This window comes from Nocardia sp. NPDC055002 (assembly GCF_053608825.1).
Map to the genome: position 1 here is coordinate 473,076 of NZ_JBSGWE010000003.1, position 15,958 is coordinate 489,033.

The window sequence follows — 15,958 nt, forward strand, 5'->3', positions numbered from 1 at the left end:
GCGTCAGCCCTCCTTGTTCTCTGCCGGAGCCTCCGCCACTGCAGTGGCGGCGCGACCGACCTCGGTGCTGGTCGCGGTGGTGCCAGTGGCGCCGGACCGACGAGGGCGGCTCGGACGCTCGCGACGCGGGCGTTCCGGAGCGGTGGCGGCGGCGGTCAGTTCACGACGACCACCGACGATGTCACCCTTGTAGATCCAGACCTTCACACCGATACGACCGAAAGTGGTCTTGGCCTCGTAGAGGCCGTAGTCGATGTCCGCACGCAGCGTGTGCAGCGGAACACGACCTTCACGGTAGAACTCCGAGCGCGACATTTCGGCGCCACCGAGGCGGCCCGAGCACTGCACACGGATGCCCTTGACGTTCGGCGAACGCATGGCCGACTGAATGGCCTTACGCATCGCACGACGGAACGCCACACGGTTGGACAGCTGCTCGGCAACACCCTGAGCAACCAGCTGCGCATCCGACTCGGGGTTCTTGACCTCGAGGATGTTCAGCTGAACCTGCTTCTTGGTGAGCTTCTCCAGCTCGGCGCGGATGCGGTCGGCTTCCGCGCCACGGCGACCGATCACGATGCCGGGACGCGCGGTGTGGATATCCACACGGACGCGATCACGGGTGCGCTCGATCTCGACCTTCGAGATGCCGGCCCGCTCCATGCCAGTGGCGAGAAGCTTGCGGATCTGAACGTCTTCCTTCACGTATTCCGCGTACTGCTTGTCCGCGTACCAACGCGACTTCCAGTCGGTGGTGATACCGAGGCGGAAGCCATGGGGGTTAATTTTCTGTCCCATTTACTTTGCCCCTCCCTTCCGGCGGCTACGAGTGGCAGCGCCGGTGGTGGGCACGCTCTCGACCTCGATGGTGATGTGGCTGGTGCGCTTACGAATCCGGAACGCACGGCCCTGGGCCCGCGGCTGGAAACGCTTCATGGTGGCGCCCTCGTCGACAAAAGCAGTCGAGATGACCAGGGTGGCCGGGTTGAGGCCGAGGTTGTTCTCGGCGTTCGCCGCGGCCGAAGCCACGACCTTGGCCACGGGCTCGCTGGCAGCCTGCGGTGCGAACCGCAGGATCGCCAGCGCGTCCTCGACGCTCTTGCCGCGGACCAGGTCCACGACTCGACGGGCCTTCATCGGGGTGACCCGAACGTGCTTGGCGGTTGCGCGTGCAGTCGGGTTCTGAATGGTTTCAGTCATCGCCGCTTGCTCTTCCGGTCGTCCTTGACGTGGCTCTTGAACGTCCTGGTCGGCGCGAACTCACCGAGCTTGTGGCCGACCATGTTGTCCGAGATGAACACCGGGACATGCTTGCGACCGTCGTGGACGGCGAAAGTGTGCCCGATGAAATCGGGGATGATGGTCGAGCGACGCGACCAGGTCTTGATGACCTGCTTCGTGCCCTTTTCGTTCTGCACGTCCACCTTCGCGAGGAGGTGGTCGTCGACGAACGGGCCCTTCTTGAGGCTGCGTGGCATTTCTTACCTCCTCCTTAGCGCTTCTTGCCGGTCTTACGACGGCGAACGATGAGCTTGTCACTCGGGCGGTTGGGCTTGCGGGTGCGGCCCTCAGGCTGACCCCACGGGGAGACCGGGTGGCGACCACCGGAGGTCTTACCCTCACCACCACCGTGCGGGTGGTCGACCGGGTTCATGACGACACCACGGACGGTAGGGCGACGGCCCTTCCAGCGCATACGGCCGGCCTTGCCCCAGTTGATGTTCGACTGCTCGGCGTTGCCGACCTCGCCGACGGTGGCGCGGCAGCGCACGTCGACACGGCGAATTTCACCCGAAGGCATACGAAGGGTCGCGTACGGCCCTTCCTTGCCCAGCAGCTGAATGCTCATTCCAGCGGAACGAGCCATCTTGGCGCCACCGCCCGGACGCAGCTCCACGTTGTGAATCGTGGTACCGGTCGGGATGTTGCGCAGCGGCAGGTTGTTACCCGGCTTGATGTCGGCCGTGGGGCCGGACTCGATCGGGCTGCCCTGCTTGATGCCCTTCGGCGCGATGATGTAGCGCTTCTCGCCGTCGGCAAAGTGCAGCAGTGCGATGTTGGCGGTGCGGTTGGGGTCGTACTCGATGTGAGCGACCTTGGCCGGGATGCCGTCCTTGTCCAGCCGACGGAAGTCGATCAGACGGTAGGCACGCTTGTGACCGCCACCGCGGTGACGAGTGGTGATGCGACCGTGCGCGTTACGACCACCGGACTTGGTGAGCGGGCGCAGCAGCGACTTCTCCGGCGTCGACCGGGTGATCTCGGCGAAGTCCGAGACGCTGGAGCCACGACGGCCCGGCGTAGTCGGCTTGTATTTACGGATTGCCATGAGTTCTTCTCGCTTTCTGGAGTCCCAGGCGCTTACGCGACCGGTCCTCCGAAGATCTCGATGGGCTTGCTATCGGCCGAGAGGGTCACGAGTGCGCGCTTGGTGTCCTTGCGCTTTCCGTAACCGAATTTGGTCCGCTTGCGCTTGCCCTGACGGTTGGCGGTATTGACGCTGGTGACCGTGACGCCGAAAACCTTCTCGACGGCGATCTTGATCTGCGTCTTGTTCGAGTCCGGGTGCACCAGGAAGGTGTAGGTGCCTTCCTCGATCAGCCCGTAGGACTTCTCCGAGATGACCGGTGCGAGCAGGATGTCGCGGGGGTCGGCGATGGTGCTCACTTGCTCTCCTCCTGGGCCGCCTCGGCGGGACCGTGAACGAATGCGTTCAGGGCCTCGACGCTGAACACCACGTCGTCGCTGTTGAGCACGTCGTAGGTGTTGAGCTGATCCGGGGCGATCGGCAGCACGTTCTGCAGGTTCGCCACGCTCTTCCACGCGGCGACGTCCTCGCGGCCGACGACGACCAGGAACTTCTTGCGGCCCGACAGCTCGGCCAGGAAGTCCTTGGCAATCTTGGTCGACGGGTTCTGACCCGAGACCAGTTCGGTGATCACGTGGATGCGCTCGTTGCGGGCCCGGTCGGAGAGGGCACCGCGCAGGGCGGCGGCCTTCATCTTCTTGGGGGTCCGCTGGCTGTAGTCACGCGGCTGCGGGCCGTGGACGGTGCCACCGCCGGCGAACTGCGGCGCACGGGTCGAGCCCTGACGGGCGCGGCCGGTGCCCTTCTGGCGGTACGGCTTCTTGCCACCACCGGAGACCTCGCCACGAGTCTTCGTGGAGTGGGTGCCCTGGCGAGCGGCGGCCAGCTGAGCGATGACGACCTGGTGCATCAGCGCGACGTTGGCGGTCACGTCGAAGATCTCCGAGGGGAGTTCGACGGTGCCTTCGGTCTTGCCGCCTGCGGCCTTAACGGTCAGCGTCAGGTTGGCCTTCTTGTCGAGGCTGGTCATGCGTGCGCACCACCCTTCACGGCGCTCTTGACGATCACGATGTTGCCCTTGCGGCCCGGGATAGCACCCTTGACCAGGAGCAAACCGTTCTCGGCATCGACCTTGTGAACCGAGAGGTTCTGCGTGGTGACGCGGTCGTTACCCATACGGCCCGACATGCGCATGCCCTTGAACACGCGGCCGGGAGTGGCACAGCCACCGATGGAACCCGGGCGACGGTGCACAGCCTGCGCACCGTGCGAGGCGCCCTGGCCCTTGAAGCCGTGACGCTTCATGGTGCCGGCGAAGCCCTTGCCCTTGCTGATTCCGGTCACGTCGACGTAGGTGCCCTCTTCGAAGACATCAGCCGAGAGTTCCTGGCCGATCTCGAAGGTGGAGGCATCCGCGACGCGGATCTCGGTGACGTGGCGGCGCGGGGTGACACCGGCCTTGGCGAACTGGCCGGAAGTCGGCTTGTTCACCTTGCGCGGGTCGATGGCGCCGAAAGCGATCTGCACGGCCGAATAGCCGTCGCGCTCCACGGTACGAATCTGGGTGACCACGTTCGGGCCCGCCTTGATGACGGTGACCGGGACTACGCGGTTCTTCTCGTCGAAGACCTGGGTCATGCCGAGCTTGGTGCCCAGGATGCCGGCTGCGGGCCGGTTCTTGTTGTCAGTCATGTCTCGAGTCCCCGTCACTGAATGTTGACGTCGACGCTGGCCGGGAGGTCGATGCGCATGAGCGCGTCAACCGTCTTCGGCGTCGGGTCGAGGATGTCGATGAGGCGTTTGTGCGTGCGCATCTCGAAGTGTTCGCGCGAGTCCTTGTACTTGTGCGGCGAACGGATGACGCAGTAGATGTTCTTCTCGGTCGGCAACGGCACAGGCCCGACCACACGGGCGCCGGTGCGGGTCACCGTTTCCACGATCTTGCGCGCTGACGCGTCGATCGCCTCGTGGTCATAGGCCTTGAGCCTGATGCGGATCTTTTGTCCCGCCACGCTAAGTGTCCTTTTCTCCGCTTTCCTTCGTGGTCACAGGAGCTAGCTCCCGCACCACCCTCAATTTGCACAGCCCGAACCACAAAGAAGACGCCTCAGCGTGGTTTCCCACTGAAAGACCCGCAACCAGGGCGCCACAAAGGCACTACCTAGTCCTCGCCGCTGTTCATCTGTCATGGTTCTCCGGTCCACGCGGTCGGGCGTGTCGCCCTAACTCTTAATCTCCGACCCCGGTCGATTGCTCACCATGGGCCGGAAGTGCGTGGTTCCGAACGTATCCACACCGGCGAACCGGCGAGATACAAACTACTGCTCCCCTTGTTCAGGTATCCGCTCCGGAGAGTCGAACAATCCTGCGCAAGGCAACCCGAACAGTATGCACCATGCCGACGACGTCCTTCAAATCGGGGGTCATGAGGTATCGATCACGCCCCCACAGGGGCTTCCACCTCGACCGCACCGCCGGCTGGGCTGTACCGATGAATGGTAGCTGGCTCGTCGCCCCGCCCGGCCACCGGAGGGTTACCACATAACTTACTTTTGAGTAAGATAGTGCCCATGACACAGGAAACCGCGACCTACCGCGGCTGGAAGAAGCTGCCCGACAATCGCATCGGGCACGCGCTGTTCTCACTCGGTATGGTCGCCCGGGTCCCCTACTTCGGCACCGTGCTCCCCCAGGTGGTCCGTCTCGAGCCCGGTGTCTGCGAGGTGACCTCCCCGAAGTGGTTCGGCATCCACAACCACCTCGGCACCTTCCACGCGATCGCGGCCTGCAATCTGGCCGAAGTGGCGATGGGCATGCTGAGCGAGGCCACCGTGCCCACCACCCACCGCTGGATCCCCAAGTCGATGAACGTCCAGTACCTGGCCAAGGCGGAATCCGGCCTGCGCGCGGTGGCGAAGCTCGACGAGATCCCAGACTTCGCCGCGATCACCAAGGGCCAGGAACTGACCGTCCCCGTCTCGATCTACGACAAGGACGGCATCGAGGTCGTGCACGCCGACATCACCACCTGGGTGTCGCCACTCTGATCGCGGCAACGTGAACCGCGGCACCGGTACGGTTGTGGGCCAGGCAACAAAGGACGGGGAGTTCGATGTTGGAAGTCGCCCATGTGACGCGGCGGTTCGGGGAGAACGTGGCGGTCGACGACGTGTCGTTCGCCGTCCTGCCCGGTGCGCTGACCGGGTTCGTCGGGGGTAACGGGGCGGGCAAGACCACCACGATGCGAATGATCATGGGCGTCTTGGCCGTTCAGTCCGGCGAGATCCGGTGGGACGGACGGCCGGTGACCGAGCTGGACCGGCGTTCGTTCGGCTATATGCCCGAGGAGCGGGGGCTCTATCCCAAGCAGCCGGTGCTCGACCAGCTCGTGTACCTGGCGCGCTTGCGTGGACTGCCCGCCGACAAGGCCAAGGCGCGTACCGAAAGCCTGCTGGAGCGGTTCGATCTGGGCGCGCGCGGCAAGGACAAGCTCGAATCGTTGTCGCTGGGCAATCAGCAGCGCGTCCAGATCGCGGCGGCGGTGATCGCGCAGCCGACGGCGCTGATCCTGGACGAACCGTTCTCCGGCCTCGACCCCCTCGCCGTGGATTCGATGGTGGAGTTGCTGCGCGAGTACGCCGATCAGGGCGTGCCGGTGCTGTTCTCCTCGCATCAGCTGGATCTGGTGGAGCGGCTGTGCGATCAGCTGGTCGTGCTCGCATCGGGCCGGGTGGTCGGGCAGGGCTCGGTCGACGAGTTGCGGTCCAGCGGCAACGGCTCGCGGTATCGGCTGGTGGTCGACGGTGACGCGGGATGGCTGCGGGAGTATCCAGGGGTTCGCGTGGTCGAGAGTGCCGGGCCGGGCGTGTTGTTCGAGGTCGCCGACGGCGGCACCGATGGGGTGCTGAAGGAGGCGTTGTCGCGAGGGTCGGTGCGGGAGTTCACCACGGTCCGGCCGACGGTCGCCGAAATCTACCGGGAGGTGACGGCATGAGAGGTCAGCGCCTGGAGGCGGTAGCTCGCGTGGCCACGGAAGGCGCCCGCTCATGCCGAGAAGATGCAGCATGAGCGGCGTGTGGCGGATCGTTGCCGCGAGGGAGATCGCGGTGAAGCTGCGTGACCGCAACTTCGTCATCTCGACGGTGGTGACGCTCGTGGTGATCGTCGCGTCGCTGGTTCTCACCGGGTTTCTCAGCAGCAGGCCCGACAAGATCGACGTGGCGATCGCCGGTTCGGACACCTCGGTCGTGCTCGACACGGCGAACACCCTGGCCTCGAACGCGGGAACCGACACCAGCTTCATCGCGCGACCCGTCGCCGACCGGGCCGCGGTCGAGCAGTTGGTCCGCGAGGACGAGGTCGACGTGGGCCTGGTCCCCGCCGAATCCAGCGGATGGCAGCTGATCGGCAAGACCGCCGAGGACGACAACGCCACCACCTACATCACCGCCGCCGCACAGCAGATCGCGTTGCAGCGCAATGCCGCCGCCGCCGGCGTCTCGCTCGACGAGCTGGCCCGCGGTGCGACCGTGAGCTACGACCTGCTCGAGAAGGGCTCGATCGACCCGGGCCTGGCCAAGATCGTCTCGTTCGTCTTCGCGTTCCTCTTCTATCTGGCGTCGGTGCTGTTCGGCATGTCCATCGCGCAGAGTGTGGTCGAGGAGAAGCAGAACCGCATCGTGGAGATCCTGGCCAGTGCGATGCCGTTGCGGCAGTTGCTGATCGGCAAGGTCGTGGGCAACGCGGCACTGGCGTTCGCGCAGTTGGCTCTGTTCGTCGGGGCGGGGTTGGTCGGGTTGGCGGCGACCGGCAAGGGTGCTCAGCTGGGCCAGATCGCCGGGGCCGCGGGCTGGTTCATCGTCTTCTTCCTCGTCGGCTTCCTCGCCTTGGCGAGCCTGTGGGCCGTCGCGGGCGCGCTCGCCACTCGCAGCGAAGACCTCCAGTCCACCTCGACTCCGCTCGGGTTGCTCATCATGATCGTGCTGTTCGCGGGCATCTTCCTCACCGGCACCGCCCGTGTCATCGGCTCCTATATCCCGATCATGTCCATCGTCGCCATGCCCGCCCGCCTGGCCGACGGCACCGCCGCCTGGTGGGAACCCTTCATCGCCCTCGCCCTGATGGCGATCGCCACCTACGGGATCGTCGTCGTCGCCGAGAAGATCTACCGCCGCTCGCTGATGCAGACCCAAGCTCGCCTGACCATGCGCCAGGCCCTGGCCTTGGAGGACTAGGAATCGCGGCGTCGAGGCGGTGTGACGACCGGGTCACTGATGCTTGCGTGGCGATGGGTGGGGCCGATTGAATGCGGACGTGAGTGTTGTGCGGGAATTCGATATCTGTGTGGTCGGGCTGGGGCCGGCCGGGCGGGGGCTGGCGCATCGGGCCGCGGTGGCCGGGTTGCGGGTGGCCGCGGTGGATCCGCGGCCGGAGCGGCTGTTCCCGCCGACCTTCTCCTGCTGGATCGACGAGCTGCCGCAGTGGCTGCCCGCGAGTGCGATCGCGCAGCGCATCGCGGCGCCGACAGTGTGGACCAAGGGCAAGCATCGGATCGAGCGGCCGTATTGCGTGCTCTCCAAGGCTGGGCTGCACGCCGCGTTGGCCTTGGACGACGCGACCGTCTTCGCGGATCGGGCGCGCCGGGTGGACGCGCACGAGGTGGAACTCGCGGACGGGACGGTGATCTCGGCGGGGGCGGTGTTCGATACCCGGGGGCTGCCGACGTTGGGCAAGCGCAGGGCCGCCTCGGCGCACGGGATCTTCGTGGACGCGGAGACCGCGGCACCGATTGTCGCCGAAGGTGAGGGGCTGCTGCTGGATTGGCGGCCGGAGAACGGGGCGGGCCCGGACGAGCCGCCGTCGTTCCTCTACGCGGTACCGCTCGGGGACGGGACGGTGATCTTCGAGGAGACGAGCCTCGGGTTACGTGGCGGGATGCCGCAGCACGAGTTACGCAAGCGCACGCTGAACAGACTCGCGGCACACGGTATCCAGCTCACCGGCGACGAACCGCACGAAGCTGCCCACTATCCCCTGGATCAGCGGCCCCCGAAGAAGGGCACGGCGATCGCGGTGCCGTTCGGCTCGCGCGGCGGGATGATGCACCCGTGCACCGGCTACAGCGTGGCCGACTCTCTCGCGCTGGCCGACACCGCCGTCGCCGCGGTCCAGCGAGGTGAGGACCCGATCGGAGCCCTCTGGCCGTGGCAGGCCAGGGCCGTCTACTGGATGCGCATGCGTGGTCTGTGGGGTCTGGGCCGGCTCACCACCGATCAGTCGATCGCCATGTTCGACGCCTTCTTCACCGAATCCGAACGCGGTCAGCGGGCCCTGCTCTCGGCCCACGACGACTACACCGCCCTCGGCGCCGTGCTGTTCAACACCGTGGCCCACACCTGGCCGTTCCGCTGGCGCTACGACCTCGTCGGCTGGACCAACCGCGACCGCTGGCTCGACTACCCCTTCACTCCCGCCGACGCCGACTCCCCCAGCCGGTAACGCACTGATCGCCGCCACGACGTTCGTGGCGGCGATCAGAAGCGAGGTGGTCCGGGTCTCAGGACGACTCGGCGGCCTTCTTGTAGCCGACGATCGCCGGGTAGGCGAAGACCGCGACCATGCCGACCGTCCAGGCGACGGTCTTCAGCAGCGGTTCAGCGACCGGCCCACCGTAGGACAGGCCCTTCATCGCATCGATGGCGCAGCTCATCGGCTGATTGGCGACCACGTCCTGCAACCAGGTCGGGTAGGCGAAGACCGGGACGAAGCCGGTGTTGAAGAACATCAGCAGCGTGTTGAGGATGCCGATGAGGCTGATCAGCATCACGCCCTCGGTGATCGTGGCCAGCGCGGTCACCATCACCGCGAACCCGATGCCGAAGAGCACCGGAACCAGGACCAGCGCGATATTGGCGAACGGGTCCTCCATGAACAGGAACCCGAGCGGCACCGCGACGAGCAGCACGATCAGCGTGGTGAGCAGGATGCGCAGCATCTCGGCCAGCAGCCGGCCGGTCAGCAGCGAGGCCTTGTTGAGCGGCATCGTGTAGAACCGGCTGAGCAGCCCCGAAGCCTTCTCGCGCTTGAACCCGAGGGCACTCACCACCGCACCGGTCATGGCCGCGACCAAGGTGAGCAGCGCGGCCTGGCCGTAGATGCTGGGGGCGCCGGTGGCCGCGGTGATCGAGTCACCGAGCACGATCCGGAACATCAGCAGGGTCACCGCCGGGTAGGCGATGGTCTGGATGGTCGTCGACGGGTCGCGCAACCACACCATCAGCAGACGCTTGGTCTGGATCAGGCTGTGGGTGAACCACACCGACACCGAACCCTCCGGCTTGGTGTGCACCACCGGGAGGTCGGCCGCGGCCTCCTCGACAGAGGCCTTCTCGATTGTCGTCATGATCGCCTCACACTCGCCCACACAGCCAGTGGGAGGAAGAAAACAGCCAGTCCGCCGAGCCACGCCAGCGAGACCCATGTGCCTGCCCAGCTCAGATGACCCGCGGCCATATCGCTGAGCGTCTGGGCGAACTGGGAAATCGGCTGGTTGCGCGCGAACGGCCGCACCCACGACGGGAAGCTGGCCTCGGGCACGAAACCGGTCGACATCATGCCGAAGATCAGAATCGGCAGCGTGAGGGCCTGGCTGAGCGCCTCCGGGTTCTTGGTGAGGCTGCCGAGCGCGTCGGCGCCGAGCGTGAGTACCACGCCGACGGTCAGCGCGAATCCGCAGAACGCGAGCGCCTGCAACCAGCCGCCGGTGAACCGGAACCCGATCACATAGCCGTACCCGACGGTCGCGATCAGGGAGACGACCGATCGCACCAGACCCGCGCAGATACGCGACATCAGCGGAACCAGCGAACCGATCGGCATGGTTTGCAGACGGGTACTCAATCCGGTGAGCGCTTCGAACGCCGCGAGCTGGGCGTTCGACATCATCGTCATGGCCATCGTCTGCAGCACGACGATCGGCATCACGTACTGGGCGTAATCGATGCCCTGGACCTTCATCACGTACCGCAACGGCAGGTAGAAGGCCACGGTCACCACCAGCGGGGTGAGCACCGCGACGATCAGCTCGCCCTTGGTGGCCATGGTGTGCACGATGCGCCCGGTCAGCGCGCGCCATTGCGCGAAACTGCTCGGGCGCACAGCGGGAAGCTCGGCGAACAGGCTGCTCGCCGCGGGGGTGGACACGCTCACTAGTGGCCGCCCGAGTGGCCGGTGATCGACAGGAACACATCGTCGAGCGAGGGCCTGCGCAGCGCGATGTCGGCCAGGTCGATGCCCGCGGCGTCGAGCCTGCGCAGTGCCTCGGCCAGGGTGGCGGCGCCGTCGGGGGCGGGGATGGACACCTTGTCGGCGCCGTCGGTCTCGGCGGCGACAGCGGCCGGTACCAGGTCACCGAGGGCCTTGACGGTCTGCGGGACGCGGCTCGGGTCGAGCGGCACGATCTCGCAGAAGCTGCCGCCGGTCTTGGCTTTGAGTTCGTCGGCGGTGCCCTCGGCGATGACGGTGCCCTTGTCGATGACGATGATGTTGTCGCTGAGCACGTCGGCCTCTTCGAGGTACTGCGTGGTCAGCAGCACCGTGATGCCCTGGTTCTTGAGCGCGGTCACCAGATCCCACACGCCCTGGCGGCTGCGCGGGTCGAGGCCGGTGGTCGGCTCGTCGAGGAACACCACCTCGGGCCGCACCACCAGCCCGCAGGCGATGTCGACGCGACGGCGCATGCCGCCGGAGTAGTTGCGCACGGCCCGCTTGCCCGCGCTCACCAAGTCGAATTCCTCGAGCAGCACTTCGGCGCGCTTGCGGGCGGCCGACTTGGTCAGGCCCATCAGGCGACCGAACAGCTCGAGGTTCTCCCGGCCGGTCAGGTTCTCGTCGAGCGCGGCGTACTGGCCGGTCATCATGATCGAGCGGCGCACGCCCGCGGCGTCGGTGAGCACGTCGTGCCCCGCGACGACGGCGGTGCCGGAGTCGGGACGGAGCAGGGTCGACAGGACCTTGACCATGGTGGTCTTGCCCGCGCCGTTGGGTCCGAGAATGCCCAGCACACTGGCCTTGTCGGCCTGGAAACTGATGCCCTGCAAAGCGTGCACATCGCCGAACGACTTGCGCACGTCGGACACCAGCACCGCGGGTTCACTGTCGCTCGACGCGACGCCACCTGCGGGCGAATCCCCTGAGATCGAACTCGGCATCAACTCTCCACCATCGGCCGGTGCGCACGGCCCTGGAAGAGACGAGCGCACGCGGAATAAATTCTTCCCGGTAAGTGATCCATACCGTTCGGCGCGATGTTACCGGTCCGGCGGTTTTCCGGGCCCCGTCTGCGTTGATGCGCCCGGTTTGCCGGGCGCTTCCCACGGCGCGCTGTGGTGTTGCTCACCTGGGCAGTGCAAGGGCAGTGCGGGAACCTTGTCGGCCGGGCCGCGCGCCCATACGCTGACAGCGGGGAAACACTCGTCTCACCGGCCCGCGTGCGGGCGTGTTCGATCTTGGGGAGGTGACCATGGTCGAGTCGGCTTCTACCGCCGCCGCGCCCGCCGGTCGATCCGATGTGCTCACGGCATTCGATCCGCGCACCGGTGAACAGCTCGCGCAGTATCCCGTGCAGGGCACGGCCGAGGTCACCCGTGTCGTGCGCACCGCACGCGCCACCCAGAACTGGTGGGGGGAACTGGAGTTCAGTGAGCGCAAGCACCTGCTCCTCGACTGGCGTCGCGAGATCGCCAGGAACGCAGGCGAGTTGGTGGAACTCCTGCGCAGCGAGACCGGCAAACCGGAGGCCGACGCCACTCTGGAAGTGATGCTGGCGGTGGAGAATCTGGACTGGGCCGCCCGCAACGCCGAGCGCACACTGGGCCGAAAGCGCCTGTCCACCGGCTGGTTCACCCGCAATCAGCACGCCTCCGTCGGCTACCTGCCGCTGGGGGTGATCGGCGTGCTCGGCGCGTGGAACAACCCGGTGTTCACGCCGATGGGTTCGATCGCCTACGCCATGGCCGCGGGCAACACGGTGGTGTTCAACCCGCACGAACTCAGTACCGGTGTCGGCACCTGGCTGGCCGACAGCTGGGCCGCGGTCTCGCCCGAACAACCCGTACTGCAAGCGGTTACCGGAAATTCGCGGACCGCTACCGCCCTGTGCAAGGCCGAGGTGGACAAGATCGCCTACGCCGGGCCCGAAGCGCGCGGACGCGAGGTGATCGCGCTGTGCGCCCAGACGCTGACGCCGGTGGTGGTGGAGAACAGCGGCAAGGGCAGCATGATCGTGCACGTCGACGCGGTGCTCGACGCGGCCGCGGAGGCCGCGGTGTTCGGGGCGATGGCCAATGCCGGGCAGAACTCCTCGGGCATCCAGCGCTGTTATGTCGCCGATTCGGTGTTCGACGACTTCCTGGCCAGGGTGGCCGAGCGAGCGGCGAAGCTGCGTCCCGGCGCCGACAACCGCGCCTCCTACGGGCCGATGATCAACGCCACCCAGGTCGACGTGGTGCGCAGACAGGTCCGTGACGCGCTCGCCCACGGCGGGCACGCGGTGCTCGGCGGGCTCGATTCGTTCCGCGACCCGTACGTGGAGCCGATCGTGCTGGCCGAGGTTCCCGAGGAGAGCATCGCGATCACCGGCGAGGGAATCGGCCCGGTGCTCGTGGTGAACCGGGTCGCCGACCTGGCCGACGCGGTCACCCGGGTGAACGCGGCGGGCAACGGCATCGCCGTCACCATCTTCACCCTCGATATCCCCAGCGCGGAGCTCATCGCCGAACAGCTGAAAGTGGGTGTGGTGACGGTGAATTCGTCGACCGCGTTCACCGGCATCCCGGCCCTGCCGTTCGGCGGTGTCGGCGAATACGGCCAGGGACACAGCCACGGTCAGCACGGGCTGTACGAATACAGCCGCACGATGTCGATCGCGCGCAGGCGCTATCGGGCCCCGATCCGGCTGTCGACCTTCGACCGCAGGCCAGGGCACTTGCAGACGGCGAAAGCCCTGTTCCGTTTACGTCACGGCCGCGGCTGAGCGGCTAGTTCCCGTCCGCCGAGCCGCTGCCGAGCAGCACCGCGCCGGTCAGCGCGGCAAGGCGGGCAAGCTGTTCGGGCCGCGAGTCGAAACGCAGCAGCCGGCCGACATCGATGATCTGGCCGACCGCGGCGTGCACCCGGAAGCGGGCTTCGATCGGGTCGCCGTCGAGCAGGTTGGCCCACTCGAGGATGTTCTGCCGCTGGATGGCGCGCAGACGGTGCTGTTCGGCCTGCGGGAGGTTGCTGAACTCCGCGTAGTAGACGGGCGCGATCTCGGGCGTCGCGAAGGTGAGGCGCGCGTGCTGATCGGCGATGCGGCGGGCGGCGTCGGCCCGGTTCTCGCTCTCGGCCAGCGCCTCGCCGATCGCGACCGCGAGCCGGTCGGCGGTGCGATGAAAAGCGGCCGCGAGCAGGTCGGCCTTGCTGTCGAAGTGGCGGTACACGCTGGAGGCGTTGATGCCGACGGCGGCGCCGATCTCCTCGATGCCGGATTCGTGATACCCGTTGCGGCCGAAGATCCGGATCGCTTCGGTGAGCAGCTGTTCACGTTTCGAGGTGACCGGCAGGCCACGGGGCTGCTTGTCGGGCTCGGCCGCGGCGGGGGTCGGCGGCAGCTCGGCGCGCACAATCGCCCAGGCCATCTCGAGCTGTACCGCGAGCATGCGGCCGTGCGAGAGGGTGGTGCGGTGCGCGGCGATGCTGGCCAGCGAACTCAGCGCGCCGACGGCGAGCAGGATGCGGTCGTCGGCGCTCGCCTCCGGCCGGACGTCGGCGATCCGCGCGGCGACGTTCGCCTCGAGTTCGCGATAGAACGCGCGGATGCGCACCCGGTCGTCGGGTTCGAGGTAGCGGCGTTCCCAGCGGTAGAGGCCGGCCTCGCGCCGGATGTCGATATTGCGTTCGGCGACGGCGGTGAGCACCGCGTCGAGCCTGGCTTCCGGGCTCAGCGACGGGTCGTCGGCCGCTGCCGCGACATCGCGCAAACCCCGAGCACCCTCCTCGGCGGCGGCGACGAGCAGCGCGTACTTGTTGGCGAAGTGGCGGTACAGCGCGGGTCCGGAGATGCCGACCTCGGCGGCGATCTCGTCCACGCCGACCGGGTAGTAGCCGCGCGCGCTGAACGCACGGGCGGCGGCCCGCATGATCTGCATCTTGCGGTCCTTCGGCCTGCGGCGCACGACACGGGCAGGTGCGGTCGTCGGCTCGCGGGCCTGTTCGGCCTCACTGCGATCGGCGACCATGCACTCACTTTCCGTTGCGCGGACCGGGTTGGTCCAGTCAACCTAAGTTAACCACAATTCGCAAACGTCGAGGGCAGGTCGAGGAAATGGGACCGCCCCGGCAGCGACGCGCTCGCTATCGGGGCGGTTCGGGAGAAACCGGTGTCTACAGGCCGAGCCCGCGGGCCAGGGTCGGCCACGACAGCTTCAGCTCGTCCTTCCAGTAGCCCCACGAGTGGGTGCCGTTGGGGCGGAAGTTGAAGGTCGCCGGGATACCCAGCTCGTTGAGCCGGTTGGCCAGGTTGTGCGTGCAGTAGTTGGTGCCCGCCTCGATCACGCCACCGATGACGATCTGGTTGGCCAGACCGTAGGCGCCGGGCAGCGCGTACGGACCGTCGAGGGTGTCGTACGGGCCGGGCAGGCCGTTGCCGGTGGAGATGTAGAGATCGACGCCGCGCAACCCTTCGGCATTCACGTACGGGTCGTTCTTGACCCATTCCTCCGAGCCCTGCGGACCCCACATGTTCATGGTGTCACCGCCGCCCCAGGTCTCGACCGTGACCTTCACGAATTCCGAACCGACCGGATCGGAGGTCTGCGCGCAACCGCTGTACGCCGCGGCCGCCTTGTACAGGCCGGGCTTGGCGATCGGCAGCGCGAGCACGGTGGTGCCTGAGGTGGACAGACCCGCGATGGCGTTCACACCGTTGGTGCCCAGCGCGCCGTCGACCAGCGGGGGCAGTTCCTCGGTGAAGAAGGTCTTCCACTTGTTGCGGCCCACGACCGGGTCGTCGTGGATCCAGTCGGTGTAGTAGCTCCAGGCGCCACCGATCGGCTGGATGACGTTGACGTTCTTGTCGCTGAGGAATTCGAGCGCGTCGGTCTTGGCCACCCACGACGCCGAATCCTCGCCACCGCCCGCACCGTTGAGCAGGTACAGGGTGGGGCGCGGGACCGAGGCGTCGGCGGGGCGCTGCACGTCGACGATGATGTTCTGGTCCATGGCCGCGGAGTACACGTGCAGTCGCAGACTGCGCGAGTCCTTCACTTCGGCCTTGACGATCTTGGAGCCGTCCTCGGAGACCGGGTTGGCGAGCAGGCTCTTGGAATCGATGATCGGGTCAGCTGATGCCGGGCTCGTACCGATGCCGGACATCAGTCCCGCCGCCACTGCCGTTGCCGCGATCATCGCCGCGGCCCGGGAGCCACGACGCCGGGTGTGCCGACGCATCAATTTCGCACCTTCGCTTCGTCTCGAATTCCGATTCGGTCCGTGCTCCGACAGGGCACGAAGTTGCAACCAGCCAGACCCTACGGGTTATCCGGTGGTTACAACAGGGGTAATCGTTACAGCAGCGCGGTCACATCATGCCTCACCGGCACCGCTGATGTCATT

18 protein-coding genes are annotated in these 15,958 nt (G+C 66.8%); 5 read left to right on the plus strand and 13 right to left on the minus strand.

The genetic code is table 11. The annotated features are described in order from the left end of the window. Positions 1-3: 3 nt before the first annotated feature. Genes rpsC through rpsJ form a run of 8 tightly spaced genes read right to left on the minus strand, consistent with a single transcriptional unit; the run spans position 4 to position 4,320 of the window. Positions 4-798, minus strand: a complete 795-nt coding sequence (gene rpsC / locus ACWF99_RS14445) for a 30S ribosomal protein S3 (protein WP_378632162.1) — start codon at positions 796-798, stop codon at positions 4-6. Further along, the gene (rplV, locus tag ACWF99_RS14450) at positions 799-1,200 is read right to left on the minus strand and encodes a 50S ribosomal protein L22 (RefSeq protein WP_067448312.1); all 402 of its coding nucleotides are present in this window, start codon (positions 1,198-1,200) and stop codon (positions 799-801) included. Continuing rightward, complete coding sequence (gene rpsS / locus ACWF99_RS14455) at positions 1,197-1,478, minus strand: 30S ribosomal protein S19 (RefSeq protein ID WP_056818481.1); 282 nt, start codon at positions 1,476-1,478, stop codon at positions 1,197-1,199. Before rpsS ends, rplV begins: the two co-directional genes overlap by 4 nt. A gap of 14 nt (positions 1,479-1,492) precedes the next feature. Then, positions 1,493-2,329, minus strand: coding sequence for a 50S ribosomal protein L2 (gene rplB, locus ACWF99_RS14460; RefSeq protein WP_056818484.1), 837 nt, complete (start codon positions 2,327-2,329; stop codon positions 1,493-1,495). 32 nt (positions 2,330-2,361) lie between these two features. Beyond that, the gene (gene rplW, locus ACWF99_RS14465; RefSeq protein WP_056818486.1) at positions 2,362-2,667 is read right to left on the minus strand and encodes a 50S ribosomal protein L23; all 306 of its coding nucleotides are present in this window, start codon (positions 2,665-2,667) and stop codon (positions 2,362-2,364) included. Continuing rightward, positions 2,664-3,338, minus strand: a complete 675-nt coding sequence (gene rplD, locus ACWF99_RS14470) for a 50S ribosomal protein L4 (protein WP_101464455.1) — start codon at positions 3,336-3,338, stop codon at positions 2,664-2,666. The genes rplW and rplD overlap by 4 nt, the downstream gene beginning before the upstream one ends. Next, complete coding sequence (gene rplC / locus ACWF99_RS14475; RefSeq protein WP_378915814.1) at positions 3,335-4,000, minus strand: 50S ribosomal protein L3; 666 nt, start codon at positions 3,998-4,000, stop codon at positions 3,335-3,337. Before rplC ends, rplD begins: the two co-directional genes overlap by 4 nt. Positions 4,001-4,014: 14 nt before the next feature. Continuing rightward, positions 4,015-4,320: a 30S ribosomal protein S10 gene (gene rpsJ / locus ACWF99_RS14480; RefSeq protein WP_040804197.1), complete on the minus strand. Its 306-nt coding sequence runs from the start codon at positions 4,318-4,320 to the stop codon at positions 4,015-4,017. 558 nt (positions 4,321-4,878) lie between these two features. Between rpsJ and ACWF99_RS14485 the strand changes: the two genes are divergently transcribed. From ACWF99_RS14485 to ACWF99_RS14500, 4 genes are all read left to right on the plus strand, one after another. Next, entirely contained in the window at positions 4,879-5,355 is a 477-nt protein-coding gene (locus tag ACWF99_RS14485; RefSeq protein ID WP_378656580.1) for a hotdog fold domain-containing protein, read from the plus strand. A gap of 65 nt (positions 5,356-5,420) precedes the next feature. Beyond that, positions 5,421-6,302 (plus strand): ABC transporter ATP-binding protein, encoded by an 882-nt coding sequence (locus tag ACWF99_RS14490; RefSeq protein ID WP_452536208.1) that lies wholly within the window; start codon positions 5,421-5,423, stop codon positions 6,300-6,302. Between the two features lie 70 nt (positions 6,303-6,372). Further along, a complete protein-coding gene (locus tag ACWF99_RS14495; protein WP_452536210.1) occupies positions 6,373-7,542 on the plus strand; it encodes an ABC transporter permease in 1,170 nt (389 codons plus the stop codon). 79 nt (positions 7,543-7,621) lie between these two features. Beyond that, the gene (locus ACWF99_RS14500; RefSeq protein WP_452536212.1) at positions 7,622-8,806 is read left to right on the plus strand and encodes a lycopene cyclase family protein; all 1,185 of its coding nucleotides are present in this window, start codon (positions 7,622-7,624) and stop codon (positions 8,804-8,806) included. A gap of 58 nt (positions 8,807-8,864) precedes the next feature. Here the strand turns inward: ACWF99_RS14500 and ACWF99_RS14505 are convergent, their stop codons facing one another. Genes ACWF99_RS14505 through ACWF99_RS14515 form a run of 3 tightly spaced genes read right to left on the minus strand, consistent with a single transcriptional unit; the run spans position 8,865 to position 11,517 of the window. Beyond that, a complete protein-coding gene (locus ACWF99_RS14505) occupies positions 8,865-9,710 on the minus strand; it encodes an ABC transporter permease (protein ID WP_378632149.1) in 846 nt (281 codons plus the stop codon). Next, on the minus strand, positions 9,707-10,516 hold the full coding sequence (locus ACWF99_RS14510; RefSeq protein ID WP_378632147.1) for an ABC transporter permease: 810 nt from the start codon (positions 10,514-10,516) through the stop codon (positions 9,707-9,709). Before ACWF99_RS14510 ends, ACWF99_RS14505 begins: the two co-directional genes overlap by 4 nt. Next, positions 10,516-11,517 (minus strand): ATP-binding cassette domain-containing protein, encoded by a 1,002-nt coding sequence (locus tag ACWF99_RS14515; RefSeq protein ID WP_378632144.1) that lies wholly within the window; start codon positions 11,515-11,517, stop codon positions 10,516-10,518. The genes ACWF99_RS14510 and ACWF99_RS14515 overlap by 1 nt, the downstream gene beginning before the upstream one ends. A 311-nt stretch (positions 11,518-11,828) precedes the next feature. On the opposite strand from ACWF99_RS14515, the gene ACWF99_RS14520 reads away from it, so the two are divergent. Then, on the plus strand, positions 11,829-13,340 hold the full coding sequence (locus tag ACWF99_RS14520) for an aldehyde dehydrogenase family protein (protein WP_452536215.1): 1,512 nt from the start codon (positions 11,829-11,831) through the stop codon (positions 13,338-13,340). Between the two features lie 4 nt (positions 13,341-13,344). Here ACWF99_RS14520 and ACWF99_RS14525 read toward each other — a convergent pair whose 3' ends face one another. Both ACWF99_RS14525 and ACWF99_RS14530 read right to left on the minus strand, forming a co-directional pair. Then, positions 13,345-14,583: a TetR/AcrR family transcriptional regulator gene (locus ACWF99_RS14525; protein WP_452536218.1), complete on the minus strand. Its 1,239-nt coding sequence runs from the start codon at positions 14,581-14,583 to the stop codon at positions 13,345-13,347. A 145-nt stretch (positions 14,584-14,728) separates the two neighbouring features. Beyond that, on the minus strand, positions 14,729-15,751 hold the full coding sequence (locus tag ACWF99_RS14530) for an alpha/beta hydrolase (protein ID WP_378632461.1): 1,023 nt from the start codon (positions 15,749-15,751) through the stop codon (positions 14,729-14,731). Positions 15,752-15,958: the final 207 nt, after the last annotated feature.

Coding starts and splice junctions, on each gene's coding strand:
- rplB (WP_056818484.1), bottom strand. CDS start 2,329: ATGGCAATCCGTAAATACAAGCCGACTACGCCGGGCCGTCGTGGCTCC.
- ACWF99_RS14485 (WP_378656580.1), top strand. CDS start 4,879: ATGACACAGGAAACCGCGACCTACCGCGGCTGGAAGAAGCTGCCCGAC.
- ACWF99_RS14525 (WP_452536218.1), bottom strand. CDS start 14,583: ATGGTCGCCGATCGCAGTGAGGCCGAACAGGCCCGCGAGCCGACGACC.
- rpsC (WP_378632162.1), bottom strand. CDS start 798: ATGGGACAGAAAATTAACCCCCATGGCTTCCGCCTCGGTATCACCACC.
- ACWF99_RS14495 (WP_452536210.1), top strand. CDS start 6,373: ATGAGCGGCGTGTGGCGGATCGTTGCCGCGAGGGAGATCGCGGTGAAG.
- ACWF99_RS14505 (WP_378632149.1), bottom strand. CDS start 9,710: ATGACGACAATCGAGAAGGCCTCTGTCGAGGAGGCCGCGGCCGACCTC.
- rplC (WP_378915814.1), bottom strand. CDS start 4,000: ATGACTGACAACAAGAACCGGCCCGCAGCCGGCATCCTGGGCACCAAG.
- rplV (WP_067448312.1), bottom strand. CDS start 1,200: ATGACTGAAACCATTCAGAACCCGACTGCACGCGCAACCGCCAAGCAC.
- ACWF99_RS14515 (WP_378632144.1), bottom strand. CDS start 11,517: ATGCCGAGTTCGATCTCAGGGGATTCGCCCGCAGGTGGCGTCGCGTCG.
- rpsS (WP_056818481.1), bottom strand. CDS start 1,478: ATGCCACGCAGCCTCAAGAAGGGCCCGTTCGTCGACGACCACCTCCTC.
- ACWF99_RS14490 (WP_452536208.1), top strand. CDS start 5,421: ATGTTGGAAGTCGCCCATGTGACGCGGCGGTTCGGGGAGAACGTGGCG.
- rplD (WP_101464455.1), bottom strand. CDS start 3,338: ATGACCAGCCTCGACAAGAAGGCCAACCTGACGCTGACCGTTAAGGCC.
- ACWF99_RS14520 (WP_452536215.1), top strand. CDS start 11,829: ATGGTCGAGTCGGCTTCTACCGCCGCCGCGCCCGCCGGTCGATCCGAT.
- ACWF99_RS14530 (WP_378632461.1), bottom strand. CDS start 15,751: ATGATCGCGGCAACGGCAGTGGCGGCGGGACTGATGTCCGGCATCGGT.